Annotated in this window: 25 protein-coding genes; 16 read left to right on the forward strand and 9 right to left on the reverse strand. The window is 57.9% G+C overall.

Features of this window, described 5'->3' with window-relative positions:
- The first annotated feature begins 246 nt into the window (after window positions 1-246).
- From nsrR to rlmB, 3 genes are all read left to right on the forward strand, one after another.
- Window positions 247-669, forward strand: a complete 423-nt coding sequence (gene nsrR, locus EIEH_RS13940; RefSeq protein ID WP_015869859.1) for a nitric oxide-sensing transcriptional repressor NsrR — start codon at window positions 247-249, stop codon at window positions 667-669.
- A gap of 39 nt (window positions 670-708) precedes the next feature.
- Entirely contained in the window at window positions 709-3,159 is a 2,451-nt protein-coding gene (gene rnr / locus EIEH_RS13945; RefSeq protein ID WP_015869860.1) for a ribonuclease R, read from the forward strand.
- A 90-nt stretch (window positions 3,160-3,249) separates the two neighbouring features.
- Window positions 3,250-3,993 (forward strand): 23S rRNA (guanosine(2251)-2'-O)-methyltransferase RlmB, encoded by a 744-nt coding sequence (gene rlmB / locus EIEH_RS13950; RefSeq protein ID WP_015869861.1) that lies wholly within the window; start codon window positions 3,250-3,252, stop codon window positions 3,991-3,993.
- 27 nt (window positions 3,994-4,020) lie between these two features.
- Here rlmB and EIEH_RS13955 read toward each other — a convergent pair whose 3' ends face one another.
- Both EIEH_RS13955 and bsmA read right to left on the reverse strand, forming a co-directional pair.
- A complete protein-coding gene (locus EIEH_RS13955; RefSeq protein WP_015869862.1) occupies window positions 4,021-4,296 on the reverse strand; it encodes a YdgH/BhsA/McbA family protein in 276 nt (91 codons plus the stop codon).
- A 176-nt stretch (window positions 4,297-4,472) separates the two neighbouring features.
- Window positions 4,473-4,784 (reverse strand): biofilm peroxide resistance protein BsmA, encoded by a 312-nt coding sequence (gene bsmA, locus EIEH_RS13960; RefSeq protein WP_015869863.1) that lies wholly within the window; start codon window positions 4,782-4,784, stop codon window positions 4,473-4,475.
- A 166-nt stretch (window positions 4,785-4,950) separates the two neighbouring features.
- Here bsmA and yjfP point away from each other — a divergent pair, with 166 nt between their 5' ends.
- A complete protein-coding gene (gene yjfP / locus EIEH_RS13965; protein ID WP_015869865.1) occupies window positions 4,951-5,700 on the forward strand; it encodes an esterase in 750 nt (249 codons plus the stop codon).
- 38 nt (window positions 5,701-5,738) lie between these two features.
- On the opposite strand, the gene EIEH_RS19820 is transcribed toward yjfP, so the two are convergent.
- On the reverse strand, window positions 5,739-5,855 hold the full coding sequence (locus tag EIEH_RS19820) for a DUF1471 domain-containing protein (RefSeq protein WP_015869866.1): 117 nt from the start codon (window positions 5,853-5,855) through the stop codon (window positions 5,739-5,741).
- A 448-nt stretch (window positions 5,856-6,303) separates the two neighbouring features.
- Between EIEH_RS19820 and rpsF the strand changes: the two genes are divergently transcribed.
- The 5 genes from rpsF to EIEH_RS13995 all read left to right on the forward strand — a co-directional run bounded on the left by rpsF (window position 6,304) and on the right by EIEH_RS13995 (window position 8,332).
- Window positions 6,304-6,699, forward strand: a complete 396-nt coding sequence (gene rpsF / locus EIEH_RS13975; protein WP_015869867.1) for a 30S ribosomal protein S6 — start codon at window positions 6,304-6,306, stop codon at window positions 6,697-6,699.
- Window positions 6,700-6,707: 8 nt separating this feature from the next.
- Window positions 6,708-7,025, forward strand: coding sequence for a primosomal replication protein N (gene priB, locus EIEH_RS13980; RefSeq protein WP_035610013.1), 318 nt, complete (start codon window positions 6,708-6,710; stop codon window positions 7,023-7,025).
- Window positions 7,026-7,029: 4 nt separating this feature from the next.
- A complete protein-coding gene (rpsR, locus tag EIEH_RS13985) occupies window positions 7,030-7,257 on the forward strand; it encodes a 30S ribosomal protein S18 (protein WP_000135199.1) in 228 nt (75 codons plus the stop codon).
- 42 nt (window positions 7,258-7,299) lie between these two features.
- Window positions 7,300-7,749 carry a 50S ribosomal protein L9 gene (gene rplI, locus EIEH_RS13990; RefSeq protein ID WP_015869868.1) on the forward strand — a complete coding sequence of 150 codons (450 nt, stop codon included), beginning with the start codon at window positions 7,300-7,302 and terminating at the stop codon, window positions 7,747-7,749.
- Window positions 7,750-7,963: 214 nt separating this feature from the next.
- Entirely contained in the window at window positions 7,964-8,332 is a 369-nt protein-coding gene (locus EIEH_RS13995; protein WP_015869869.1) for a DUF488 domain-containing protein, read from the forward strand.
- Here the strand turns inward: EIEH_RS13995 and EIEH_RS14000 are convergent.
- The gene (locus EIEH_RS14000) at window positions 8,316-8,963 is read right to left on the reverse strand and encodes an OapA family protein (protein ID WP_015869870.1); all 648 of its coding nucleotides are present in this window, start codon (window positions 8,961-8,963) and stop codon (window positions 8,316-8,318) included. The genes EIEH_RS13995 and EIEH_RS14000 overlap by 17 nt on opposite strands.
- Before the next feature lie 246 nt (window positions 8,964-9,209).
- On the opposite strand from EIEH_RS14000, the gene EIEH_RS14005 reads away from it, so the two are divergent.
- On the forward strand, window positions 9,210-9,830 hold the full coding sequence (locus EIEH_RS14005) for a BamJ family beta-barrel-assembly machinery protein (protein WP_015869871.1): 621 nt from the start codon (window positions 9,210-9,212) through the stop codon (window positions 9,828-9,830).
- A gap of 51 nt (window positions 9,831-9,881) precedes the next feature.
- On the opposite strand, the gene ytfE is transcribed toward EIEH_RS14005, so the two are convergent.
- Window positions 9,882-10,547, reverse strand: coding sequence for an iron-sulfur cluster repair protein YtfE (ytfE, locus tag EIEH_RS14010; RefSeq protein WP_015869872.1), 666 nt, complete (start codon window positions 10,545-10,547; stop codon window positions 9,882-9,884).
- A 242-nt stretch (window positions 10,548-10,789) separates the two neighbouring features.
- Here ytfE and cysQ point away from each other — a divergent pair, with 242 nt between their 5' ends.
- Both cysQ and EIEH_RS14020 read left to right on the forward strand, forming a co-directional pair.
- Entirely contained in the window at window positions 10,790-11,530 is a 741-nt protein-coding gene (gene cysQ, locus EIEH_RS14015) for a 3'(2'),5'-bisphosphate nucleotidase CysQ (protein ID WP_015869874.1), read from the forward strand.
- Between the two features lie 315 nt (window positions 11,531-11,845).
- Window positions 11,846-12,052: a DUF1107 domain-containing protein gene (locus EIEH_RS14020; protein WP_015869875.1), complete on the forward strand. Its 207-nt coding sequence runs from the start codon at window positions 11,846-11,848 to the stop codon at window positions 12,050-12,052.
- A 48-nt stretch (window positions 12,053-12,100) separates the two neighbouring features.
- Here the strand turns inward: EIEH_RS14020 and paeA are convergent, their stop codons facing one another.
- Together paeA and msrA are read right to left on the reverse strand one after the other, a co-directional pair.
- Window positions 12,101-13,447: a polyamine export protein PaeA gene (gene paeA, locus EIEH_RS14025; protein ID WP_015869876.1), complete on the reverse strand. Its 1,347-nt coding sequence runs from the start codon at window positions 13,445-13,447 to the stop codon at window positions 12,101-12,103.
- 273 nt (window positions 13,448-13,720) lie between these two features.
- A complete protein-coding gene (msrA, locus tag EIEH_RS14030) occupies window positions 13,721-14,287 on the reverse strand; it encodes a peptide-methionine (S)-S-oxide reductase MsrA (RefSeq protein ID WP_226092407.1) in 567 nt (188 codons plus the stop codon).
- Window positions 14,288-14,641: 354 nt separating this feature from the next.
- On the opposite strand from msrA, the gene tamA reads away from it, so the two are divergent.
- The 3 genes from tamA to EIEH_RS14045 are packed head-to-tail and all read left to right on the forward strand — an operon-like array spanning window position 14,642 to window position 20,486.
- Entirely contained in the window at window positions 14,642-16,378 is a 1,737-nt protein-coding gene (gene tamA, locus EIEH_RS14035) for an autotransporter assembly complex protein TamA (RefSeq protein ID WP_015869878.1), read from the forward strand.
- Window positions 16,375-20,139, forward strand: coding sequence for an autotransporter assembly complex protein TamB (gene tamB / locus EIEH_RS14040; RefSeq protein ID WP_015869879.1), 3,765 nt, complete (start codon window positions 16,375-16,377; stop codon window positions 20,137-20,139). Before tamA ends, tamB begins: the two co-directional genes overlap by 4 nt.
- Before the next feature lie 2 nt (window positions 20,140-20,141).
- Complete coding sequence (locus tag EIEH_RS14045; protein WP_035610016.1) at window positions 20,142-20,486, forward strand: gamma-glutamylcyclotransferase family protein; 345 nt, start codon at window positions 20,142-20,144, stop codon at window positions 20,484-20,486.
- 47 nt (window positions 20,487-20,533) lie between these two features.
- Here the strand turns inward: EIEH_RS14045 and ppa are convergent, their stop codons facing one another.
- Together ppa and fbp are read right to left on the reverse strand one after the other, a co-directional pair.
- On the reverse strand, window positions 20,534-21,064 hold the full coding sequence (ppa, locus tag EIEH_RS14050) for an inorganic diphosphatase (RefSeq protein WP_015869881.1): 531 nt from the start codon (window positions 21,062-21,064) through the stop codon (window positions 20,534-20,536).
- Window positions 21,065-21,175: 111 nt separating this feature from the next.
- Complete coding sequence (gene fbp / locus EIEH_RS14055) at window positions 21,176-22,180, reverse strand: class 1 fructose-bisphosphatase (protein WP_015869882.1); 1,005 nt, start codon at window positions 22,178-22,180, stop codon at window positions 21,176-21,178.
- A gap of 166 nt (window positions 22,181-22,346) precedes the next feature.
- Between fbp and mpl the strand changes: the two genes are divergently transcribed.
- Window positions 22,347-23,723 carry a UDP-N-acetylmuramate:L-alanyl-gamma-D-glutamyl-meso-diaminopimelate ligase gene (mpl, locus tag EIEH_RS14060; protein ID WP_015869883.1) on the forward strand — a complete coding sequence of 459 codons (1,377 nt, stop codon included), beginning with the start codon at window positions 22,347-22,349 and terminating at the stop codon, window positions 23,721-23,723.
- The last annotated feature ends 30 nt before the right edge of the window (window positions 23,724-23,753 follow it).

The raw sequence follows: 23,753 nt of genomic DNA on the forward strand, positions 1-23,753 counted from the left end.
GTTGTTTTGAGCGACTCCCCGCCGTTGCGATATCCACCGTTCTTATTAAATAAATTAGTCGCTTTCATCCGGCTGGTTTATTATCCAGTATAGGGTGTGCCTCGCTGCAGCGCCCGCTGCATGCGGTGATCGTGGGTAGGCCGGGCAGGGTGCATTTTCCGCATTGACGGGCGAGATGAGCTGGCCTGCGCGCCGCTCCCATCTTCGTTACCGGCCGGTAACGCGGCATGATGAATAGAGGTATTCGTGCAGTTAACCAGTTTTACCGATTTTGGATTGCGTGCCTTGGTATACATGGCGGCGCTGCCGGAAGGGCAGATGACCAGTATCACTCAGGTAACGGCGGTCTATGGGGTGTCGCGCAATCATATGGTCAAGATAATCAACCAGCTGAGCCGGGCCGGATTCGTGACTGCGGTGCGCGGTAAACATGGTGGGATCCGCCTGGGGCGGCCGGCGAGCGAGATCCGTATTGGCGACGTGGTACGGGAGCTGGAGCCGCTGACGCTGGTTAACTGTTCGCAGGCATTTTGCCACATTACCCCGGCGTGTCGCCTGAAGCAGGTGCTGCGTCGGGCTACGGATGCCTTTCTGACAGAGCTGGATCAATGTACCCTGGCCGATCTGATCGAACATAACCCACCGCTTTATAAACTGTTGTTGGTATAGCGCCGGCGGCAGAATGCTGATGACAACGGAGGAACCCCAATGTCACAAGATCCCTATTTGGAACGTGAAGCTGAAAAGTACGCCTCCCCGATCCCCAGCCGTGAATTTATTTTGATGCATCTGGCCAAGCGCAAGACGCCTGCCAGCCGAGAGGAGCTGGCCCAGGAGCTGGCGCTGAGCAGTGAAGAGGCCCTGGAGGCATTGCGTCGTCGCCTGCGCGCCATGGAGCGTGACGGGCAGCTGATTTTTACCCGCCGCCAGTGCTATGCCTTGCCAGAGCGTCTTGATTTGATTAAAGGAACGGTGATTGGTCACCGCGATGGCTTCGGCTTCCTGCGCAGTGAGGGGCAGAAAGAGGATCTCTATCTGTCGCCGGAGCAGATGAAGATGTGCATGCACGGCGACGAGATCTTGGCGCAGGTAACCGGTACCGATCGGCGCGGGCGCAAAGAGGTACGCGTGGTACGCGTGGTGGAGTCGCGCACCGGGCTGATCGTCGGGCGCTACTTTACCGACGCCGGTACCGGTTTTGTGGTGCCGGACGATGGCCGTCTGAGTTTTGATATTCTTATCCCATCGGATGCCATCGCTGGTGCCCGTATGGGCTATGTGGTGGTGGTCGAGCTGACCCAGCGTCCGACGCGGCGCACCAAGGCGGTCGGGAAGATCGTTGAGGTGCTCGGTGACAATATGGGCACCGGTATGGCGGTCGATATCGCCCTGCGCAGCCATGATATTCCCCACGCCTGGCCGGATTTGGTTGAGCGCCAGGTGGCTGAACTGTGCGAAGAGGTTCCCGAGGCCGCGAAGGTGGGACGTATTGATTTGCGCGATCTGCCGCTGGTCACCATTGACGGTGAGGATGCGCGTGATTTCGACGATGCGGTGTATTGCGAGAAGAAACGCGGCGGTGGCTGGCGTCTGTGGGTTGCCATTGCCGATGTCAGCTACTATGTGCGACCCAATACCGCACTGGACCACGAGGCGCGCAGCCGCGGCAACTCGGTGTACTTTCCCTCTCAGGTGGTGCCGATGCTGCCAGAGGTACTATCCAACGGACTGTGCTCCCTGAACCCGCAGGTCGATCGTCTGTGCATGGTGTGTGAAATGACCATTGCCGCCAGCGGACGCCTCTCCTCCTATAAGTTTTATGAGGCGGTGATGAGCTCTCACGCGCGTCTGACCTACACCAAGGTGGCGCATATCCTGGCCGGAGATCCGGACCTGCGGGCGCAGTACCATGCGCTGGTCAAGCCACTGGAGGAGCTGCATGCGCTGTATAAGGCGCTGGATCATGCCCGCGCAGAGCGCGGCGGCATCTCTTTTGAAACCGAAGAGGCCAAGTTTATCTTCAATGCCGAGCGTCGTATCGAGCGTATCGAGCCCACGGTACGCAACGATGCCCATAAGCTGATCGAAGAGTGTATGATCCTGGCCAATATCTCGGCGGCGCGCTTTATGGAGAAAAACCACGAGCCGGTGCTGTTCCGTATTCATGATAAGCCCAGTGAAGACCATGTGATGGCGCTGCGCAGCGTCCTAGCGGAGCTGGGGCTCTCCCTGGGGGGCGGAACCCAGCCGGAGCCGAAGGACTATGCTCTGCTGATGGACAAGGTAGCGGATCGTCCCGACCATGAGATGCTGCAAACCATGCTGCTGCGTTCAATGAAGCAGGCAGTATACGATCCGGAAAACCGCGGCCACTTCGGTCTGGCGCTGCAGGCTTATGCTCACTTTACCTCGCCGATCCGTCGCTATCCTGATCTGTCGTTGCACCGCGGTATTAAATACCTGCTGGCGAGTGAGCATGGCCATGCTGAGCGTTGGACGCCGAGTGGCGGCTGGCATTACCACACGGAAGACATGCTGCAGCTGGGGGAGCACTGCTCTATGACGGAGCGGCGCGCCGATGAGGCGACGCGCGATGTCTCCGACTGGCTGAAGTGTGATTTTATGCAGGATCATGTCGGCCAGACCTACGGCGGCATCATCACCAGCGTTACCGGCTTTGGCTTCTTTGTCCGTCTCGACGATCTGTTTATCGATGGGCTGGTGCATGTATCGACCCTGGATAACGACTATTACCGTTTTGATCAAATAGGTCAGCGCCTGATCGGGGAGTCCTCCGGTCAGGTCTATCGGTTGGGCGATAAGGTCGAGGTGAAGGTCGACGCGGTGCATCTGGATGAGCGCAAGATCGACTTCGCCCTGATCTCGACGGCGCGCGGCGTGCGCGGCGCGGGGAAGACGGCCCGGAACAAGGCGCGTCAGGCGAACGGCGGGGCGGAGAAGAAGCCGTCGCGCAGCGCCCGACGCGGTGGTAAGATGCCGGCCAATTTTGCGTCGGATAGCGTTCAGCGCCGCGGCGATGAGGCCGCACCCGCCAAGAAAGGCAGGGGAAAAGGCAAAGGTAAAAAGCCGTCGGTTCAGACGCGTAACATCGCCGCGTCGACCAAGGCCAAGCGGGCGCGGAAGAAAACGACCGACTAATGCGCGATACGGACGATATCCCTATTGTCGATTAACCCATCATAACGCCGGCCCCTTGGGGGGCGGCGGTGAGCAATAAACCAGATAATTATGAGTGAAATCATTTACGGTATTCATGCCGTTAAGGCCCTGCTGGAGCAGGATCCGCAGCGCTTCCTCGACGTATTCGTGATGAAGGGACGCGAGGACCGTCGGCTGCTGCCGCTGCTGCAGCAGCTGGAGGAGTGTGGTATCCGGGTACAGGTCGCCCAGCGTCAGTGGCTGGATGAGAAGGTCGAAGGGGCGGTACACCAGGGGATCGTGGCACGCGTGAAGCCGGGACGACAGTATCAGGAAAACGATCTGCCGGACCTGCTAGCCGGGCTCGAGCACCCGCCGTTCCTGCTGATCCTCGATGGGGTCACGGATCCGCATAATCTGGGCGCCTGCCTGCGCAGCGCCGACGCCGCCGGTGTGGATGCGGTGATTGTGCCGCGTGACCGCTCCGCTCAGCTGAATGCGACCGCCAAAAAGGTTGCCTGCGGCGCGGCGGAAAACGTGCCGCTGATCCGAGTCACCAATCTGGCGCGCACGATACGTCTGCTGCAGCAGGAGAACATCTGGATCGTCGGCACCGCCGGCGAGGCAGATCACAGCCTGTATCAAAGCCGGATGACCGGCGCGATGGCGCTGGTGATGGGGGCGGAGGGCGATGGTATGCGCCGCTTAACCCGTGAGCACTGCGATGAGCTGATCAGTATCCCGATGGCGGGTAGCGTCTCGTCGCTTAACGTCTCGGTAGCGACCGGTATCTGCCTGTTTGAGGTGGTGCGTCAGCGTAGCGCCAAGGCCTAACGAGGCGCGTCGCGGGCGGCGGGCGGCTCAGCGGTAGAGCGCGGCCGTCGCCTGCCATCCCTGCTGACCGTCGCTTTCCCACATGTGTAGAATGCGGTAATAGCGGGCGCCGCGCTGGTCTGCCTGATGGGCTATGCTCCGCTCGACATCCTGGGGATTTCCCAGGATCCCCCTGAGGGAGATCATCCCCATCCTGCTGAGATCGGTGACGAGATCGGCGCGGGCATACTCGGCCGACTGTGCCGAGGTGCCGATCAGGCCAATAGAGAAAAGCAGTGATGTGAATAGCGGGGAACGGCTCATGGCAGCCTCCAGGTAAGGGTCCGTTATGGACATGGATTTTGGCTGCGCCATCCCTCCTCATTGCTTCACCGTGATGCGGTGAGCGCGCGGCCAAAAAATCTACACAGCTGCTTTATAATGGAATAGTGGATGTAGATTTTTATTGGCAGTATGTAAATTTTGTTAAAAACAGCGGCTTAGCGGTACAGCGTCGCCACGCTATACCACTGGCCCGGCACCCTGTTCTCCTGCAGCATCACAATATAGTAATAGCGGGCGCCGGCGGCATCCGCCCTCTGCTGAATAACCTCCTGAACATTCATCGGGCTGCCATAGACACTGGCACTAATATTCCACATTTTGCTCAGCCCTTCGGTCTGGTTACGGCGCAGTTCCTGCGCGTGGCCTGCGATCGGCGGCGGCGGCGGCATCGGCTTGCCGTCCATTACGCTGCAGGCCCCCAGCAGCAGGGTCAACAGAAGGGTCAGGGTCAGTTTGCAGGCTTTCATCGGGCGATCCGTTGGCTGGAAAAAGGATAGTGATGATTATATTAGCGCTGTCTGACGCGGATTTCCCGGAGAAACGCCGCATTGTGCGCGCAGAGGATACGGGGGCTTGTCTGCGCTCGCTCGCCGGGCGATGATGCGTTTTTGCTATGTGTACGAGAGGTTGTCGATGGTTGAAATGTTCGAACAGACGGTGGGCGGGATCCCGCTGCTGCACGCCGTACCCGCGGGTCAGCGCGACAGCGCTTTGCCGACGATCTTTTTTTATCATGGATTCACCTCCTCTAAGGAGATGTACTCCTATTTTGGCTATGCCTTTGCCGCTGCAGGATTTCGCGTATTGCTGCCGGAGGCGGATATGCATGGCAGCCGCTATGACGGCGATGAGCGCCGCCGTCTGGCCCATTTCTGGGATATTCTAAAATCGAATATCGATGAGCTGCCGTCGCTGTATGACCATTTCCTGCGTGCGGGGCTGATTCTGGACGGGCGGGTGGGGGTCGCGGGCGCCTCGCTGGGCGGAATGACGGCGCTGGGCGCCAAGGCTCGCTATCCCTGGCTACGCGCCACTGCCAGCTTTATGGGATCGGGTTTTTATCTGTCGCTGTCGCAGCGTCTGTTTCCCCGTCAGCATCAGCCAACGGAGGATGAGCGGGAGTGGGTTCGCCAGCGGGTAAGTGCGCTGGCCGACTATGACGTCAGCGGGCGCCTGGCGCAGCTGGCGGATAGGCCGTTGCTGATTTGGCACGGTTTGGCGGATGATCTGGTGCCTGCGGCCGAGAGTCAGCGTCTGGCGCAGGCGCTGGCGTCACATCATCTGATGGATAACGTCAGCGTGGTGACCGAGCCGGGCATTGCCCATAAGATCACGGCGTCAGCGCTGGCCTGCGGTACGGCGTTTTTCAGTCGCCGCCTGTAAGATAGCACCGCGCCCGGTGGCGAGGCGCTAAGGGAGTGTCAGTGGTAGAGTACGGCGCTGACGTGGATTTGCCGGTGAGAGAGCGGTTCATGAATCGTGATGATCTGGTCGTAGGTGGCGCCGTTGGCGTCGGTCTGCGCCCAAATATCGCCCACGGCATCCTCACGTTAATGAGATCGTGATTGCCGCTGATGACGGCAAACTCGCGGACCGATATGGCGTGTCCCTGGCTGGCGCTGATTTCGGTGGCCGCCGCGGCGTTGCCGCACAGCAGACACAGTGTGATGAAAGATGAAAGCAGAGGCAGGTTTCATCGGAGGCTCCTTACGGATGGGAGCCGCATTGTCTGATGCGCATCGTCCTGATGATATGTGATTTCATCACGGTTTAACCCTGTAGCAGCGCCCCGGCGATTGCCCCTTTGTCTTTTGTATCCCATTGTCGCCGGTGGCGCAGAATTAATTTGCGCGATGGCTTGAGTTTCCCCCCCAGCATCAGTATTATGACGCGTCATTTTTCAGCCGCCCACAAATACGTTCCTTGCCTCCATGGGCTACGGCTGACCCCGACAGGAGGCTGAATAATCCGTAAGGAGCAATTTCGATGCGTCATTACGAAATCGTTTTTATGGTTCATCCTGACCAGAGCGAACAAGTTCCGGGCATGATCGAGCGTTACACTGGTGCCATCACTGGCGCAGAAGGCAAGATCCACCGTCTGGAAGATTGGGGTCGCCGTCAGCTGGCTTACTCAATCAACAAACTGCATAAAGCCCATTACGTTCTGATGAACGTTGAAGCTTCGCAGGAAGTGATCGATGAGCTGGAAACTAACTTCCGCTACAACGACGCCGTTATCCGCAGCATGGTTATGCGTACTAAGCACGCTGTAACCGAAGCTTCTCCGATGGTTAAAGCGAAAGACGAGCGCCGTGAGCGTCGCGAAGATTTCGCTAATGAAACCAGCGAAGAAACTGAAGCTGGGGATTCTGAAGAGTAATTGTCGCAATGACCGTAAATCGTCTGGTGTTGGCTGGCACGGTGTGCAAGGCACCCATACGAAAGGTCAGCCCCTCCGGCATTCCTCACTGTCAGTTTGTGCTTGAGCACAGATCGCAACAGCAGGAAGCCGGACTCAGCCGACAGGCATGGTGCAGAATGCCCGTAATTGTCAGCGGAGCGGGGCTTGAGGCAATAACCCACAGATTAACGGTCGGCAGCGCACTGCGAGTGTATGGCTTCGTCAGTTGCCATATGGGTCGAAATGGCCTGAACAAGTTAGTGCTGCACGCCGAGCAGATTGAATTGATTGATTCTGGAGACTAGCCAAATGGCACGTTATTTCCGTCGTCGCAAGTTCTGCCGTTTCACCGCGGAAGGCGTTCAAGAGATCGACTATAAAGACATCGCTACGCTGAAAAACTACATCACCGAAAGCGGTAAGATCGTACCGAGCCGTATCACCGGTACCCGTGCAAAATACCAGCGTCAGCTGGCTCGTGCTATCAAGCGCGCACGCTACCTGTCCCTGCTGCCGTACACTGATCGCCATCAGTAATCGGCTGCGTTGTCAATTAACGACTTTTGAGAGGATAAGGTAATGCAAGTTATTCTGCTTGATAAGGTAGCAAACCTGGGTAGCCTGGGTGATCAGGTTAACGTTAAAGCAGGTTACGCTCGTAACTTCCTGGTTCCGATGGGCAAGGCTGTCCCGGCAACCAAGAAAAACGTCGAGTTCTTTGAAGCACGTCGCGCAGATCTGGAAGCCAAACTGGCTGAAACCCTGTCTGCTGCTGAAGCACGTGCTGTCAAGATCAATGAACTGGCCACCGTTACCATCGCGTCCAAAGCGGGCGACGAAGGTAAACTGTTCGGTTCTATCGGTACCCGTGACATCGCCGATGCAGTGACTGCTGCCGGCGTTGCAGTCACGAAAAGCGAAGTTCGCCTGCCGAATGGCGTGCTGCGTACCCTGGGTGATCATGAAGTTCACTTCCAGGTTCACAGCGACGTATTCGCACAGCTGAACGTCGTTGTTGTTGCTGAGTAATTTACTCGCGCAATAACTCAAAACGCCGGCCTTGCGCCGGCGTTTTGCTTTTTTGGCCGCTCTGCGGCATGTATCATGGTAATCTCTGGCGGTTGTCTCAAGGCAGGACGCGTCGCAGCAGGGGACCGGAGCGCATCGCTGGCTATCTGCGCTGACTCCTCGGCGCATCTGAGCAGCGGCAGGACACCGGTATCTCATCTGCGGAGGTAATATCATGGTATCGATCGGTCTGCAGCGGGTTTATGACGTGTGGGCGCCCTGTTCTCCCCATACCTTTCTTACCGATCGCCTGTGGCCACGTGGTATCGCCAAGGCGCGTCTGGACGGCGTTCACTGGCTGAAAGAGGTCGCACCGTCGACGGCCCTGCGTCAGGCATTTCATCATGCGCAGCTGGACTGGCCTGCTTTCGTCGCGCGCTATCGGGAGGAGCTGGCGGCCAATCCCCGGGCTTGGCAGTCGCTGGTGCAGTTGTTGTGCCAAGGTGAGTCGCTGACGTTGCTGTATGGCAGTCGCGATAGTCAGTGTAATCAGGCCGTAGCACTACGTGACTGGTTGCTGGAGCAACTCATCGCAGGCGAATAAAGCTGCTGTCGCTTTCCCTGCGGAAGGTGACCTGCCGATCGTCCGTGGTCTCTATTTTCAAGGCGAGAATTTGCCCCTGGGGGTTGTGTCGGATCATGACGTACTGCCCCGCCTTGAGGTTGCTCAGCGGGCGATCATCGCCTTCGATCCGCGCCATGGCAAAGGCATCGGTGACGTCAAGATTATGCTCTCGCAGCACCTGGGCCAGGGTTTGTCCCGGCAGTATCAGGTAGGCTTGCCAGTCGTTGGCATCCGGGGAGATTGGCGTTGCGCGCTGCGGCTGCAGCGTGGCCTGGATTGCCGAACCCTCCGTATGAGCAGCGGGAGGCTGTATGGGCGGGGCCGCGTCATCGATGGGCCACAGTAGCGCCATCAGCAGCACGGCGCAGATGAGGGTGAGCCAGCGCCGGTGAAAGGCTGGCAGTGGCGCCATCCAGTCGCATTGCTCCGGCCAGTGCCAAAGCGCGCGTAGCGCCGCCCGGCACTGCTGTGGTATTCGGCGTAGATCCTCTTTCCGGGGACGCGCGGCGGGCAGGGCGGTGAGGCCCCGGCGTAGGCGTCGCCATATATTCTGGATAGCTACGCCGCTATAGGCGGGTATCTTGTTCTTTTTGGGCGCAATTCTGCCCATGCCAACCTCTCTACCATGACAGGTCACTATATCCGTGACCACGCGCAACCTATACGCTCTGGGGCGATAGAAACAGGATAACAATCCGAAAGATCCGACCGGTTTTGGGGACGAGCGCAGGCGGAGTGTTTATGGCTATTGTTTCTTTTTCGCTGACAAAAGTCACCCTTATAGCGACAAGATTTTACCCATCGCAGCCGCGCTGTTATGCTGCGCGTTCTACTTTCAGTGACTAAAGGAAACATCATGTCGACCCCTGCTTTTGACAGTATAGAAGCGCAAGCAAGTTATGGTATTGGCCTCCAGGTCGGTCAGCAGCTTAATGAGTCCGGTTTGCAGGATCTGCAGCCGGAAGCGCTGCTGGCGGGGCTGCGTGATGCGATGGAAGGCAATGCACCGGCGGTACCGGTAGAAACGGTCCACCGCGCGCTGCGCGAGATCCATGGGCGTGCTGACGCGGTGCGCCGCGAGCAGCAGAAAGCGCTGGCGGAGGCTGGTGAGCGTTTCCTGGCAGAGAATGCGCAGCAGAATGACGTGACCGTCACGGAGTCAGGGCTGCAGTTTAAAGTGTTGAAACAGGGTGAAGGCGTGATTCCGTCCCGTCAGGATAAAGTCCGGGTACACTATACCGGCCGTCTGGTCGACGGTACGGTCTTTGACAGTTCTGAGCAGCGCGGGGAGCCGGCAGAGTTTCCGGTGGGTGGCGTCATCGCCGGTTGGATTGAGGCGCTGAGTATGATGCCGGTCGGCTCTCGCTGGCAGCTGTATATTCCGCATCAACTGGCCTACGGTGAGCGCGGCGCCGGTGCTGCTATCGCACCGTACAGCGCGCTGATTTTTGATGTTGAACTGTTGGATATTCTGTAATTCGAGTCTGTCGCGGGGCTGTACGCTGTGTGGCCCCGCTTTTTGGCCATTTCAGACATCGCCGAGCGCGCGCGGAAACAGCAGATTATTTTCCAGGCTGACGTGCTCCATGAGATCGTTAATCAGTTCGCTAATGCCGGCATACAGTGCGCGCCAAGTTGTACAGGCGCCCGTTGGCGGCGTCATGTTATCTGTCAGGAAGCGGATGACGTCCAGCAGTTCTCCAGCGTCGCGATGCTCGTGCTCCATTACCGAGATAGGCCCATGGCATCGAGCTCCCTCTCCCTGTTCGATCAGCGGAAACAGGATGCGCTCCTCCTTCATCATATGACTGTCCAACTCTTGGCGTAGCGAATCGAGCTGTTTGGCAAGCCCCCGTGGGCAGCCAGTCTTACCGGTATGTACCTGTTCGACTTTCTGTGCCATCAATACCAGTTCGGGCAGCTGATCGCGATGGCGCTGGTGATAACGGGTGACAATAAAGGCGCAGAGCTCGTCCAGTGGTGCCTGCCGCCAGTCTCGATGCTGATCCGGAGTACTGTCCAGCTCGGCCAGCTGACTTTCCAGCATGACCAGATCCAGCGAATGGCGAGCCGCCGCGCGCTGTAGGGTCAGCTTACCGCCGCAGCAAAAATCCAGTTCGTACTGGCGAAATAGACGAGTGGCACGTGGAATGCTAATGGCCAGCTCACCGAGCGGCCGATCGCGGTATGTCATGGTGTACTCCTTGAATAGCATTCAATAAGATGTATTTTAAATGCTATTTATTGCGCGCGCCACCTCTTTTGCGGCGTGCAGCGGAATTGCCGTATTTACCGGGGAAAATTGTAGCTTACGCTGGCGTTTATCGATGGCAAAACCCATGATGAACACAGTGGGGTACGCCTATGCATTCTGCGGGCCTCGCAGGGTGAAATGACGCGGGTGTATCCGTATCCGATCCAGGGGGAGGGAAGCGTATGTTAGAGCAGATTTGTCAGCTGGCGCGCGATGCGGGGGCGACGATAATGGCGGTATATCAGGGCGATCAGCCGCTGGCGCTGGCCTATAAGGGGGATGAATCTCCGGTTACGGCAGCCGATCTGGCGGCGCATGAGATCATCAAAGCGGGATTACTGCGCGTAACCCCGCTGATCCCACTGCTGTCAGAAGAGGAGCCGCCGGCCTGGCCGCAACGGCGCGATTGGCAGCGCTATTGGCTGGTCGATCCGCTGGATGGTACCAAGGAGTTTTTGCAACGTAACGGTGAGTTTACCGTCAACATTGCGCTGATTGAACAGGGGATACCAACGCTGGGAGTCGTTTACGTGCCGACCAGCGGTGTGCTGTACTGTGCCTGCGGCGGTAAAGCCTGGAAAGAGCAGGATGGGGTGCGAATGGAAATCGGGGTACGTAACGCGATCCCTCCGCTGGTGGTGATCAGCCGTTCACACGGCGATGCGGAGCTGACGGACTATTTGCAGCAGCTGGGCGAACACCAGACGATGATGGTGGGGTCATCGCTGAAGTTTTGTCTGGTGGCTGAAGGGGTAGCGCAGCTCTATCCGCGCTTTGGGCCAACCCATATCTGGGATACGGCGGCAGGTCATGCTATCGCCTTAGCCGCTGGAGCTCAGGTGCGGGACTGGCAGGGAAAAACGCTAAGCTATATACCCGCGGAGTCATTGTTAAATCCGGGGTTCCGGGTATCGCTGTATTAAAGTGTCGGCGGCATCCGCTCGGGTGCCGCTGCACGCCACCACCCTATCGTGCGCTGGTACGTCCTTTTCCCCACAGATAAATATTCCGATTTTTCATGATAAATCCTTATTAATTGCATATAAATATTACGAAAACTATTACTTTTTGCATACCATTCTGTCAGTTAAGGTAAATTTAGAGAAATATTCGGTGTCGGTTGCACTAACTGAAGGTAAAGCTGTCTATAGTTGTCGTTCATCGTGCGTTGGGTTCGTGTGCCGGTTTGGCCGGGGGAGAGTTTCCCCTCTGCGGACGTCATTAAGGGAGAGGTAAAAATGAAAATTTTTCAGCGGTATAACCCGCTGCTGGTGGCAAAATATGTGAAGACGCTGTTTCGCGGCCGCCTGTATATTCAGGGTGTTGGTGCGTTTGAGTTTGATATGGGACGTATTTTACTGCCTAAAGTGAAGGATAAACGCCATCTTAGCGTCATGTCGGAGATTAATCGTCAGGTGCTGCGCCTGCAGGCAGAGATGTCCTGAGGCGCAGAATAGGTATGGCGGCTTGGCGTTAGTGCCGCTGCCAGCCGATTATTTGGCCGCCTGCTGCGGCACGTCTGCGTCGTCGCCTGCGTCCGGCGACATCGGCGGTAGTCGTTCGGCGAGGCGTGTAACCAGCAGCTGATCGATCTTGTAGCTATCGATATCCACCACCTCAAATTTGTAGCCGGCGTATTTTACCGCATCGGTACGTTTGGGGATCTTCCGTAGCATATACATCATAAAGCCGCCGATGGTTTCATAGTTGCTGGACTGAGGAAACTCTTCAATATCCAGCACCCGCATCACATCGTCGATGGGCGTCACGCCTTCTACCAGCCAAGAGTTCTCATCGCGGGCGATGATTTGCTCCTCCTGCCCCTGACCGACCAAGTCTCCCATCAGGGTGGTCATGACGTCGTTCAGGGTGATCACTCCGACGACCAGCGCATATTCGTTGAGAATTATGGCAAAATCTTCGCCCGCATTTTTGAAGCTCTCCAGTGCTTCGGACAGCGTCAGCGTATCCGGGACAATCAGCACGTTGCGGATCTGCACTCCACTGCTGAGCACCAGGCTCTGATTACCCAGCACACGGTTGAGCAGATCCTTGGAGTCGACATAGCCGACGACATGGTCGATGGCGCCGTCGCAGACCAGAAACTTGGAGTGGGGGTGGGTAGAGACCTTCTCTTTAATGCTATCTTCCGTTTCGCCCAGATCGAAATAGATGATGTTTTCACGCGGCGTCATTGAGGAGGGAACGGTGCGGGACTCCAGCTCGAACACATTCTCAATGATCTCATGCTCCTGTTTACGCAGTACACCGGCCAGCGCGCCTGCCTCGACCACGGCATAGATATCGTCCGGGGTGATATCGTCCTTACGTACCATCGGAATCTTGAACAGGTGAAATATAAGGTTAGCCAAGCCGTTAAAGAACCAGACCAGCGGGCGGAACAGCAGCAGGCAGAAACGCATCGGGTTGACAATCCGTACGGCAACTGCTTCGGGGGCTATCATACCGATGCGCTTCGGTGTCAGGTCTGCAAACAGAATAAAGCAGCTGGTGACCAGTACGAAGGAGCAGATAAAGCTGGCCTGCTGGGAGACCTCCAGTGGCATAAAACGGTCGAACAGCAGACGGAACGCCGGGGAGAATGCCGCATCGCCAACGATACCGCCGAGGATGGCGACGGCGTTGAGGCCGATCTGTACGACGGTAAAGAAATAACCTGGCTGATCCTGCAGTGCCATTACGCGCGCCGCATTGATATCGCCCTCATCTGCCATGGTTTTCAGCTTTATTTTCCGCGAGGCTGCCAGGGAGATTTCTGAGATCGAGAAAAAGGCACTGATCGCTATCAGTAAAATAATCAGTAATATACTGTTTAACATAATCTATCCGTATTAACCGGGAACGTTCCGGGAGGCCGGAGAGGCGGTATGACGCCATCAGGAGTACATCGGGGCCGGTAGAAGATCCCCCCGGAGTCTACCGGGCCGTCTTGGCTGGCCCGGGTCAGGCGCTGCGCCGAGCCGGACAGGATGGCGAGGCAGCACACAACCCAGTTAGTATAGCAGGAGCAACAAGCAACCAGCTAGTGATGAAAATGTGCTCGCCACGTCGCTAACCCTTTGCTATGTCGTCAGTTAGCGGCGATAGCGTGCTTAATCTGGCAGGCAGACGCCGATCCCGCCCACCCCACAGTAACCGTGCGGGTGTTTGTGCAGGTACTGCTGGTGCTCCTCTTCAGCATAGTAAAATGGCCCGGCGGCGCGGATCTCTGTGCTGATCGGGCGCAGGTCGCCGACCTGATGCATAGCCTGAGCAAAACGGGTATGGCTGGCTTGTGCGGCCTGCATCTGCTGGGACGTCACGGGGAACAACGCAGAGCGATACTGGGTGCCGACATCGTTGCCCTGACGCATCCCCTGCGCCGGATCGTGGTGCTGCCAGAACAGGCGCAGCAGATCGTCATAGCGGATAAGGGAGGGATCAAACACCACCCGTACCGTTTCGGCGTGCCCGGTCTGACCGCTGCACACTTCGCGATAGGTTGGGTTGGGGGTCAGACCGCCGCTGTAGCCAGCCGCAGTGCTGTAGATCCCCGGCTGCTGCCAGAACAGGCGCTCGACACCCCAGAAGCAGCCCATGGCGAACAGGGCCTCCTCCATCCCGGCAGGAATGGCATACATATCGTGGCCGTTAAGCGCATGTTTGCCGGAGAGACTCATGGCCTGTGTGCGCCCAGGCAGTGCCTGTGCAGGCGTGAACGGTGCAGGGGTACTGCTGTTGTGATGGTGCAAAATACCCTCCAGTCGTTAATAAATGAGCGGTTGATGGGTGAAAAATCTGAAAACGCCGGCCCAGATGTCATACGCTATAGGTTAATCGTTATATTGTGAGACACAGTCTAACGTCGAATAATTGTTATTTTCCTGTCTCGTTGTATCCCACGCAGGCTTTACGCACAATATGTCCGTGTTGTGCGGCCGTAGTAGGAGAACGCATTTGGCCTGGCGGAGCACGCTGGGATTGATGTACTGCGGCGGAAAAGTGTTACCGATAAGTTTAATGTGGGAGTTTGCATGCCACGATTGCGTAGGATAGGCCTGCTGTGTCTGTTATTAGCGGCGCCGCTGGCGCATGCCGCTCAGGTCAGATTGGTGGTAGAGGGGTTGAGCGGACAGCTGCAGCAGAATGTGCGTGCCACGTTGTCGACCATCGGCGAAGATGAGATCAGTAACGATGGCCGTTTTCGCGTGCGTGCGGCGGATGCCATTCGTCAGGGGCTGAGGGCGCTGGGCTATTTTCAGCCGACCATTGAATTTGAGTATCGGCCCGGATCGATCTTTTCCCGTCCACAGCTAATCGCTAACGTCACGCCCGGTGAGCCGGTGCGTATTGCCGGACTCAATGTGCGTATCCGCGGGGCGGCTAAGGATGACTCCGCCTATCAGGCGCTGTTGGCCAAGTCTCTGCCGCCGGTCGGCAGTGTGCTCGATCAGGGCGACTATGACAATCTGAAAAATGCCTTGAACTCGCTGGCGCTGCAGCGGGGCTATTTTAGTGCCACCATGCCGGTGCATCAGCTCGGGGTTATCGAGGATCAGCACAAGGCATTCTGGGATATCGAATTTGATAGCGGGCCTCGCTATCGCTTTGGTGATGTACGGTTCAGCGGCTCGCAGATCCAGACCGCCTATTTACAGAATCTACGCCCGTTTAAGTCCGGGGAGTATTACAGCGCTGATGACCTGGCCAAGTTCAGCGGTAACCTGTCGGCGACCAACTGGTTTAACTCGGTGGTGGTGTCGCCCGATTTTAAGGCGCTGGGGACGGATCAGACGCTGCCGCTTCAGGCCGTGGTGACGCCGCGCAGCCAGAATATGGTCGATCTGGGGGGCGGATACGCGACGGACGTCGGCCCGCGGATGAAGGTCAGCTGGAAGCGTCCCTGGATGAACTCCTATGGCCACAGTCTGGATACCTCGCTGAATCTCTCCATGCCGGAGCAGACGGCAGACTTTAGCTATAAAATTCCGCTGCTGAAGGCTCCGCTGGAGCAGTACTATCTGGTACAGGGCGGTTTTCAGCGAACCGATCTGAACGACACCCAGTCCGACTCTACTACCCTGAATCTGGCGCGTTACTGGGAACTCTCCAGCGGCTGGCAGCGTGGCATCAATATGCGCTGGGGTCTCGATCACTTTACGCAGGGCAATGTCACCGAGACTGCCATGCTGCTGTATCCCGGCGTTAGCGTAAACCGTACGCGCTCGCGCGGCGGGCTGATGCCGAGCTGGGGGGATACGCAGCGCTATTCAATGGATGTGTCCAACCGTTATTGGGGGTCATCGGTCGACTTTGTGGTGTTTCAGGCGCAAAACGTCTGGATACGCACGCTGGCGGAGCGACATCGTTTCGTGGTGCGTGGCGATCTTGGCTGGATAGAAACCAATGATTTCAATAAGGTGCCTCCATCCCTGCGCTTCTTTGCCGGGGGCGATCGCAGTATCCGCGGCTATAAATATAAATCGATCTCGCCCAAGGGCAGCGATGGTAAGCTGACCGGTGCCTCGCGCCTGGCGACCGGCTCTCTGGAGTACCAGTACAACCTGAGTGGCAAGTGGTGGGGGGGGGTTTTTATCGACTCAGGTGAGGCCGTGAACGATTTTACCAAGAGTGACTTTCACACCGGGACCGGCGTAGGGGTTATCTGGGTGTCGCCGGTCGGCCCCATCCGGCTTAACCTTGGCGTGCCGGTAGGGCGTGAAGATAAGCACGATGTGCAGATTTATATTGGATTAGGGCCTGAGCTATGAGGTGGTATAACATCCGGCGCTATGCGCTGATGCTTCTGCTGGGGCTGTTGCTGCTGCTGGCGCTGTTGCTGGGGGGGGTGATGACCCAAGGCGGGCTGCATCTGGCACTCAATGCTGCTGCCCGCTGGGTTCCGGGGCTGGAAATTGGCCGGGTGGAGGGGGGATGGCGCGATCTTACCCTGCGCGATGTCGGCTACCGGATGCCCGGTGTTGATGTCGCCGTAGGGCAGTTTCATCTCTCTTTGGATATCGGCTGTCTGAAGCGCAGCGAGTTGTGTCTGAATGTGCTGAGCGCCCAGCGGGTGCGGGTGAATGTCGATACCCAGGCGCTGCCGCCCAGTGAACCACCGACGACGCCATCAGCCCCATTGGGGCGCTTGGCTACCCCCTATCCTTTGGTGCTGCGTCTGTTGCGTCTTAATGACGTACAGGTGAATGTGGACGGTACTGCGATTTCCCTGGAGGCCCTGCGGAGCGGAGCAGAGTGGCGCGGATCGCTGCTGCGCTTACAGCCCAGCGATATTCAGGGGCTGCGGGTGTCGCTGCCTCCGCCGGCTGCGCCTGCGCCAGCGGAGAGCGCCGCGCCGAAGGGCCCATCCGAGCCGCTGGGAGAGGTGCTGACGGCGCTGTTTTCCCGGCCGCTGCTGCCGGCGGCGATGACGCTGGATCTGCCACTGGATATGCAGTTGAGCCGCATTTCCGCGCGTCAGGTGCAGATCCGGGCGGCGACCGATCTGGATATCGCGTCTCTTGAACTGCGCGCGGCGTTGGATCAACAGCGCCTGGCGCTGCATACCCTGAAGGTCCAGGCGCAGCAGGGGAGCCTGTCGGCGCGCGGCAGTGCGACGTTCAGCGGCCGCTGGCCGTTGGATCTGCAGCTGAATGCCAGCGTGAATCAGGCGCCGCTGAAGGGCGAAAAGCTGCGCCTGGCGCTGAAGGGGGCGATGTACGATACGCTGGCTCTCGATGCCAACCTGTCCGGTCCGCTGAGGGCGACCCTGAAGGGGGATACCCGCCTGGCCGACGCCGGTCTGCCGCTGTCGCTGTCGCTGGACAGCCCCAGCCTGCGGTGGCCGCTGGGGGGAACGCCCGACTATCAGGTGAACAATATGGTGCTGCGTCTGACGGGGAGCGCCCATGATTATCGGCTGCAGCTGCGCGGCGCGTTCAGTGGTCAGGGGCTGCCGGATGCGGCGCTGGACCTCGCGGGAAAGGGGAACGAACGTCAGTTTACCCTGAGTCAGCTGCAGTTGGCGACGTTGGGCGGCAAGGCCGATATGCAGGCACTGGTCGACTGGAGCAAAGCGATAAGCTGGCGCAGCAGCCTGACGCTGACGGGGATCGATACCGGACGTCAGTGGCCGGCGTGGCCGTCGAGCCTGAACGGTAAAATCGAGACCCGCGGTAGTCTGTATGGCGGTAGTTGGCAGCTGCAGGTGCCACAGCTGAAGCTGACGGGGAGAATCAAACAGAATGGGTTGGATGTCGGCGGTCAGCTGCGTGGCAATCAGGCAGGACAGTGGCAGATCCCCCAGCTGCACATCGCGCTGGGGCGTAACCGGATTGAGGTGAACGGCGATCTGGCGCAGAAGCAATGGTCTCTGGACGGGCGTATTGATGCCCCGCGCCTGGATGGGACGCTGCCGGGGCTGTCGGGGAGCGCGCGCGGGACGCTGAAGCTGCGCGGTGATCGTCAGGCACCCCAGCTGCTGGCCGATCTGCAGGCCCGCGGGCTGCGTTGGCAGGACTTAACCATCCAGCGAGTCGCGCTGCTGGGGGATATCCGCTCGGATCAACAGATTCAGGGGACGCTGGATCTGCGTGTGGATAGCCTAAAGCAAGGCGATATTGATATCAGCCAACTGACCTTGCGTGCCGCCGGTAATGAACGGCAGCATCGGCTGCAGCTGGTGATGCAGGGGACGCCGCTGGCTGGCCGTTTGACCCTCAACGGTAGTTTGGCGCAGGATCGGGCGCGCTGGAGTGGCACGCTGACGGATACCGACTTTACGACGCCGGTCGGCGAGTGGCGCCTTACCCGACCCATCGCGCTGGAGTATGGCGTCGCCAAACAGCAGATGGCCATTGGCCCCCACTGCTGGGATAACCCCAATGCACGTCTGTGCGTTCCGCAGACCATCGAGGTGGGCGAGAGCGGCAAGGTCAGCGTGGTGCTGGAGCGATTTGATCTGGCGATGTTGCAGCCGTTTCTTGGGCCGGATACCCAGTTGCATGGGCGCTTCAGTGGGCGGGCTCAGGCCAGCTGGCAGGCGGGACAAGGACTGCCACAGGCGCGGATTACGCTCAACGGTGATGGCGTTAGGGTAGTGCAACAGGTACAGGGAAATACGCTGCCGGTGGCCCTGAGCACGGTCACACTGGAGGCGAGCCTGGCCCAGGGGCAAGCTCGCGTTAACTGGCTGATCGGCATCGTGGACAACGGTCAGCTGCGCGGCGACGTGCGCATCGCAAACCTGGAGGGGGCGCGTAATCTCTCCGGTAATGTAGATATCCAGCACCTTTCGCTGGCGCTGTTCAATCCGGCGCTGATGAAAGGGGAGAAGGCACAGGGAATGCTCAATGCGTCGCTGCGCCTGGGCGGCAGTACGCTGCATCCGCAGCTGTATGGCCGCCTGGCGCTGGATGGCGTGGACATCGACGGACAGTTCATGCCATTCGATGTCACTGATGCAAACCTCGCGATCAACTTTGACGGTATGAGCTCGGTGCTGCAGGGGGTGATTAAGACCTCGCAGGGACAGCTGAATCTATCCGGTAATGCGGACTGGCGTAATCTGAATGCCTGGCGCGCCCGCATTGCCGCCAGCGGTACGCGCCTGCGGGTGACGGTGCCGCCGATGGTCCGGTTGGATGTATCGCCGAATATTGTATTCGATGCCTCCCCAAGTCAGTTGGCGCTGAGCGGATGGGTCGATATTCCCTGGGCGCGTATCACGGTGCAGGAGCTGCCGGAGAGTGCGGTCGGCGTATCCTCCGATGAGGTGATGCTGAACAATGCGCATCAGCCGATCAGGCCAGTCACCGCCTCGATCCCGTTGCATACCGATCTAACCATTGCTATTGGCAACAACGTTCGCCTCTCCGCTTTTGGCCTCAAGGCAGCGCTAAAAGGTGAACTGAAGGTGAGCCAGAACCAGAATGGCCTTGGATTGAATGGCCAGATCATGATCCCGCAGGGGCGCTTTGCCGCGTATGGACAAGATTTGTTGATTCGCCAGGGTGAGTTGGTATTTGCCGGGCCGCCAGGGAATCCGCTGCTGAATATTGAAGCGATACGCAATCCAGAGTCGACGGCGAACGATGTTACGGTGGGTGTCCGCGTTACAGGACTTGCCGAGCAGCCGAAACTGGAAGTATTCTCAGATCCGGCAATGTCACAACAAGAAGCTCTCTCCTACCTATTGCGCGGTCAAGGGCTGAACAGCAGCGGCGCAGACAGTAATGCGATGACGTCGATGTTGATAGGTCTGGGTGTTGCGCAGAGTGGTAAACTGGTAGGAAAAATCGGCGAAACCTTTGGAGTCAGCAACCTGACTCTGGATTCGCAGGGGGTGGGTGACAGTTCTCAGGTGGTAGTCAGCGGCTATGTCTTGCCGGGGCTGCAGGTAAAGTATGGCATGGGGATCTTCGATTCGCTGGCCACGCTGACGCTGCGTTACCGTCTGATGCCGAATCTGTATCTGGAAGCGGTGTCTGGCGTAAATCAGGCACTTGATCTGCTCTATCAGTTTGAGTTTTAACCATGCGAGTGATTGTCTACGGAAGTCTGCGCCGTAAGCAGGGCAACAGCCATTGGATGACCAATGCCACCTGGCTGGGCGATTATGTGCTGGATGGCTACGATCTGTACGATCTTGGCCATTATCCAGCGGTGGTTCCGGGAGAGGGAAGGGTTTATTGCGAAGTGTACCGGATTACCTCGTCGATCCTGGCGGAGCTGGATGAGCTAAAGAGTAACAGCAAGGATTATCGTCGCGAACTGATTAAAACGCCCTATGGCTGTGCCTGGATCTACATCTATCTCAATGGGGTCGAGGGGTTGCCACGCATTGCCAGCGGAGACTGGCTAAAGCGAGAGGAAGGCTGAAATAAAAACACCGCCATTAGGCGGTGTTTTTTCTCTGCATCAAGGAATTACTTGTTCTTGGCGCGTTCGAAAGAGGCGATGATTTCGGCTTTGGCCGCGGCGGCGTCTGCCCAACCCTCGACTTTGACCCACTTGCCCTTTTCCAGATCTTTGTAGTGCTCAAAGAAATGGGCAATCTGGGCGCGCAGCAGCTCAGGCAGATCGTTAACATCCTGAATGTGATCGTACTCTTTGGTCAGCTTGCTGTGGGGCACGGCAACCAGCTTGGCATCTTCACCGGCTTCGTCGGTCATCTTCAGTACGCCGACCGGACGGCAGCGGATTACGGAGCCCGGCTGCAGCGGATACGGCGTCGGAACCAGCACGTCTACCGGATCGCCGTCCAGAGACAGGGTATGGTTGATGTAGCCGTAGTTGCACGGATAGAACATGGCGGTAGACATAAAGCGGTCTACAAACAGGGCGCCAGTTTCTTTATCGATTTCATATTTGATCGGATCGGCGTTGGCCGGAATTTCGATCACTACATAGATATCTTCCGGCATATCTTTACCGGCCGGGACGTTGATCAAGCTCATGTCGGTTTCCTTTCATCAAACCAGAAATGGAGTGACGGCTATTATAGCCGCCACTCCAAAAATGAACAGCGCGCGACGCGCAATGCGCAATGCCGCGTGCCGATGCGGGGATTATTCGTCGGGGAATTGATGCATGAAACGTTCGGCGTCCTCCACCATGGCACAGCTACCGACAAAGAACGGGCAGCGCTGGTGTAGCTGGTCCGGCACGATATCCAGAATACGGCGGAAGCCGTCGGTTGCCTTACCGCCAGCCTGCTCCGCCAGGAATGACATCGGGTTGCACTCATACAGCAGGCGCAGCTTACCCTGCGGATGGCTGGCGGTGCTCGGGTAGATATAGATACCGCCCTTCAGCAGGTTGCGGTGGAAATCGGCCACCAGGGAGCCAATATAGCGGGAGGTATAGGGACGTTGTGTAGCGCTGTCCTGCTCCTGACAATACTTGATGTACTTTTTCACCCCCAGCGGGAACTTAATGTAGTTACCCTCGTTAATGGAGTACATGTTGCTGCTGTGTGGGAAACGCAGCCGCTCGTGGGACAGGCAAAAGACTCCAAGAGAGGGATCGTAGGTAAAGGCGTGTACGCCGTTCCCGGTGGTGTAGACCAACATAGTGGAGGAGCCGTAGACCACATAGCCGGCGGCGACCTGACGATTGCCCGGCTGCAGGAAGTCTTCGCGGGTGACAGGTGTGCCGAGCGGGGTAATCCGGCGATAGATGGAGAAGATGGTGCCGACGGAGACATTAACGTCGATATTGGATGAGCCGTCCAGTGGATCCATCAGCACCACGTACTTGGCGTTATTGGCGCGATCGCCTTCGAAGATGACAATGTCATCCTCCTCTTCTGAGGCGATGCCGGCCACTTCACCGCGCGCTTCTAATGCTGCCTTGAGCTTCTCGTTTGCGTACAGATCCAGCTTCATCTGCACCTCACCCTGAATATTCTCTGCTCCGCTGACGCCGATGATATCGACCAAACCTGCCTTGTTGATATCGCGGTGGATAATTTTGGCGCCCAGTTTGATTGCGGAGAGAAGAGCGGTAAGCTCACCGGTAGCGTGAGGAAAATCCTGCTGTTTTTCGACGATAAACTCGCCTAGCGTTTTCATGGCACATTCCCTGATTGTGAGGAGTAGCTGTTTTTTTACAAACCGCCAACGTTTTCGCAGCGTATTTTAGCTAATGTATCGGGGCATTCCTAGGCAATTTCCTTTCGCCTGCGCTGAACTCGGCGTTAGAATGTGAAATAAATCAATGCAATTTACTGGAAGTCTTATGCGCATTCATATTCTTGGAGTCTGCGGCACGTTTATGGGGGGGCTGGCGTTGCTGGCCCGCCAGCTGGGGCATGACGTTACCGGGTCGGATGCCAATGTCTATCCGCCGATGAGTACGCTACTACAACAGCAGGGAATTACGCTGCTGGAGGGCTATGATCCTGCCCACCTTGAGCCCCAGCCGGATCTGGTCATCATTGGCAATGCGCTGGCACGCGGTAACCCGTGCGTCGAGACGATTCTGGAGCGTAATATTCCCTACGTTTCCGGGCCACAGTGGTTACATGATGAGGTTTTGCGTCACCGTTGGGTGATCGCCATTGCCGGCACTCACGGGAAGACGACGACCGCCGGGATGGTGAACTGGATCCTGGAGTCCTGCGGCTATGAGCCGGGGTTTGTGATTGGCGGCGTACCGGGAAACTTCAGTGTATCGGCGCGTCTGGGTAATAGTCCGTTCTTCGTTATCGAGGCGGATGAGTATGACTGCGCCTTTTTCGATAAACGTTCTAAGTTCGTCCACTACTGCCCCCGTACCCTGATCCTGAACAATCTGGAGTTTGATCATGCGGATATCTTTGACGATCTGCGGGCGATCCAGCGGCAGTTCCATCATCTGGTGCGATTGGTTCCGGGTAAAGGGCGGATTATTTTACCGGCCGGTGACGCCAGCCTGAAGCAGGTGATGGCGATGGGCTGCTGGAGCGAGCAGGAACTGTGCGGCGATGAGGCCGCCTGGAATGTGACGCGTCTATCGGCGGATGCCAGCCACTTCAGCGTCTCCCTGGACGGTGCGTGCGTCGGCGAAGTCCAGTGGACGCTGGTGGGGGAGCACAACATGCATAACGGGTTGATGGCGATTGCTGCAGCGCGTCATGTCGGCGTCCCTCCCGCAGAGGCATGCCGGGCGCTGGGGAGCTTTATTAACGCTCGCCGTCGCCTGGAACTGCGCGGGCAGGCCCATGGCGTCAGCGTGTATGACGATTTCGCCCACCATCCTACGGCGATACTGGCGACACTGGCAGCGTTGCGCGGTAAGGTGGGTGGCACCGCCCGTATTCTGGCCGTTTTGGAGCCGCGATCCAATACCATGAAGATGGGGGTGTGCAAGAATGAACTGGCACCTGCGCTGGGACGGGCTGATGAAGTGTACCTCTATCAGCCACAGCATATTCCCTGGCAGGTGGTGGAGGTAGCGGAGGCCTGTGTGCAGCCTGCATACTGGAGTGCCGATCTCGGCACTCTGGTTGAGATGATCGTGAAAAACGCACAACCGGGCGACCATATTTTGGTGATGAGTAATGGAGGTTTTGGCGATATTCACGATCGTCTGCTGCAGGCGCTGGCGCAAAAGTCTGCCGTACATCAGGAGTGAGTTGTGCTACGTCGAGTGTCGTGATCGAAT

The sequence above is a fragment of the Edwardsiella ictaluri ATCC 33202 genome, assembly GCF_000264785.1.
Lineage (GTDB): Bacteria > Pseudomonadota > Gammaproteobacteria > Enterobacterales > Enterobacteriaceae > Edwardsiella > Edwardsiella ictaluri.

What these genes read in the sequence shown, in the direction of transcription:
- rnr (WP_015869860.1), top strand. Translation starts at nt 709, where the DNA reads ATGTCACAAGATCCCTATTTGGAACGTGAAGCTGAAAAGTACGCCTCC.
- rlmB (WP_015869861.1), top strand. Translation starts at nt 3,250, where the DNA reads ATGAGTGAAATCATTTACGGTATTCATGCCGTTAAGGCCCTGCTGGAG.
- EIEH_RS13955 (WP_015869862.1), bottom strand. Translation starts at nt 4,296, where the DNA reads ATGAGCCGTTCCCCGCTATTCACATCACTGCTTTTCTCTATTGGCCTG.
- bsmA (WP_015869863.1), bottom strand. Translation starts at nt 4,784, where the DNA reads ATGAAAGCCTGCAAACTGACCCTGACCCTTCTGTTGACCCTGCTGCTG.
- yjfP (WP_015869865.1), top strand. Translation starts at nt 4,951, where the DNA reads ATGGTTGAAATGTTCGAACAGACGGTGGGCGGGATCCCGCTGCTGCAC.
- rpsF (WP_015869867.1), top strand. Translation starts at nt 6,304, where the DNA reads ATGCGTCATTACGAAATCGTTTTTATGGTTCATCCTGACCAGAGCGAA.
- priB (WP_035610013.1), top strand. Translation starts at nt 6,708, where the DNA reads ATGACCGTAAATCGTCTGGTGTTGGCTGGCACGGTGTGCAAGGCACCC.
- rpsR (WP_000135199.1), top strand. Translation starts at nt 7,030, where the DNA reads ATGGCACGTTATTTCCGTCGTCGCAAGTTCTGCCGTTTCACCGCGGAA.
- rplI (WP_015869868.1), top strand. Translation starts at nt 7,300, where the DNA reads ATGCAAGTTATTCTGCTTGATAAGGTAGCAAACCTGGGTAGCCTGGGT.
- EIEH_RS13995 (WP_015869869.1), top strand. Translation starts at nt 7,964, where the DNA reads ATGGTATCGATCGGTCTGCAGCGGGTTTATGACGTGTGGGCGCCCTGT.
- EIEH_RS14000 (WP_015869870.1), bottom strand. Translation starts at nt 8,963, where the DNA reads ATGGGCAGAATTGCGCCCAAAAAGAACAAGATACCCGCCTATAGCGGC.
- EIEH_RS14005 (WP_015869871.1), top strand. Translation starts at nt 9,210, where the DNA reads ATGTCGACCCCTGCTTTTGACAGTATAGAAGCGCAAGCAAGTTATGGT.
- ytfE (WP_015869872.1), bottom strand. Translation starts at nt 10,547, where the DNA reads ATGACATACCGCGATCGGCCGCTCGGTGAGCTGGCCATTAGCATTCCA.
- cysQ (WP_015869874.1), top strand. Translation starts at nt 10,790, where the DNA reads ATGTTAGAGCAGATTTGTCAGCTGGCGCGCGATGCGGGGGCGACGATA.
- EIEH_RS14020 (WP_015869875.1), top strand. Translation starts at nt 11,846, where the DNA reads ATGAAAATTTTTCAGCGGTATAACCCGCTGCTGGTGGCAAAATATGTG.
- paeA (WP_015869876.1), bottom strand. Translation starts at nt 13,447, where the DNA reads ATGTTAAACAGTATATTACTGATTATTTTACTGATAGCGATCAGTGCC.
- msrA (WP_226092407.1), bottom strand. Translation starts at nt 14,287, where the DNA reads ATGAGTCTCTCCGGCAAACATGCGCTTAACGGCCACGATATGTATGCC.
- tamA (WP_015869878.1), top strand. Translation starts at nt 14,642, where the DNA reads ATGCCACGATTGCGTAGGATAGGCCTGCTGTGTCTGTTATTAGCGGCG.
- tamB (WP_015869879.1), top strand. Translation starts at nt 16,375, where the DNA reads ATGAGGTGGTATAACATCCGGCGCTATGCGCTGATGCTTCTGCTGGGG.
- EIEH_RS14045 (WP_035610016.1), top strand. Translation starts at nt 20,142, where the DNA reads ATGCGAGTGATTGTCTACGGAAGTCTGCGCCGTAAGCAGGGCAACAGC.
- ppa (WP_015869881.1), bottom strand. Translation starts at nt 21,064, where the DNA reads ATGAGCTTGATCAACGTCCCGGCCGGTAAAGATATGCCGGAAGATATC.
- fbp (WP_015869882.1), bottom strand. Translation starts at nt 22,180, where the DNA reads ATGAAAACGCTAGGCGAGTTTATCGTCGAAAAACAGCAGGATTTTCCT.
- mpl (WP_015869883.1), top strand. Translation starts at nt 22,347, where the DNA reads ATGCGCATTCATATTCTTGGAGTCTGCGGCACGTTTATGGGGGGGCTG.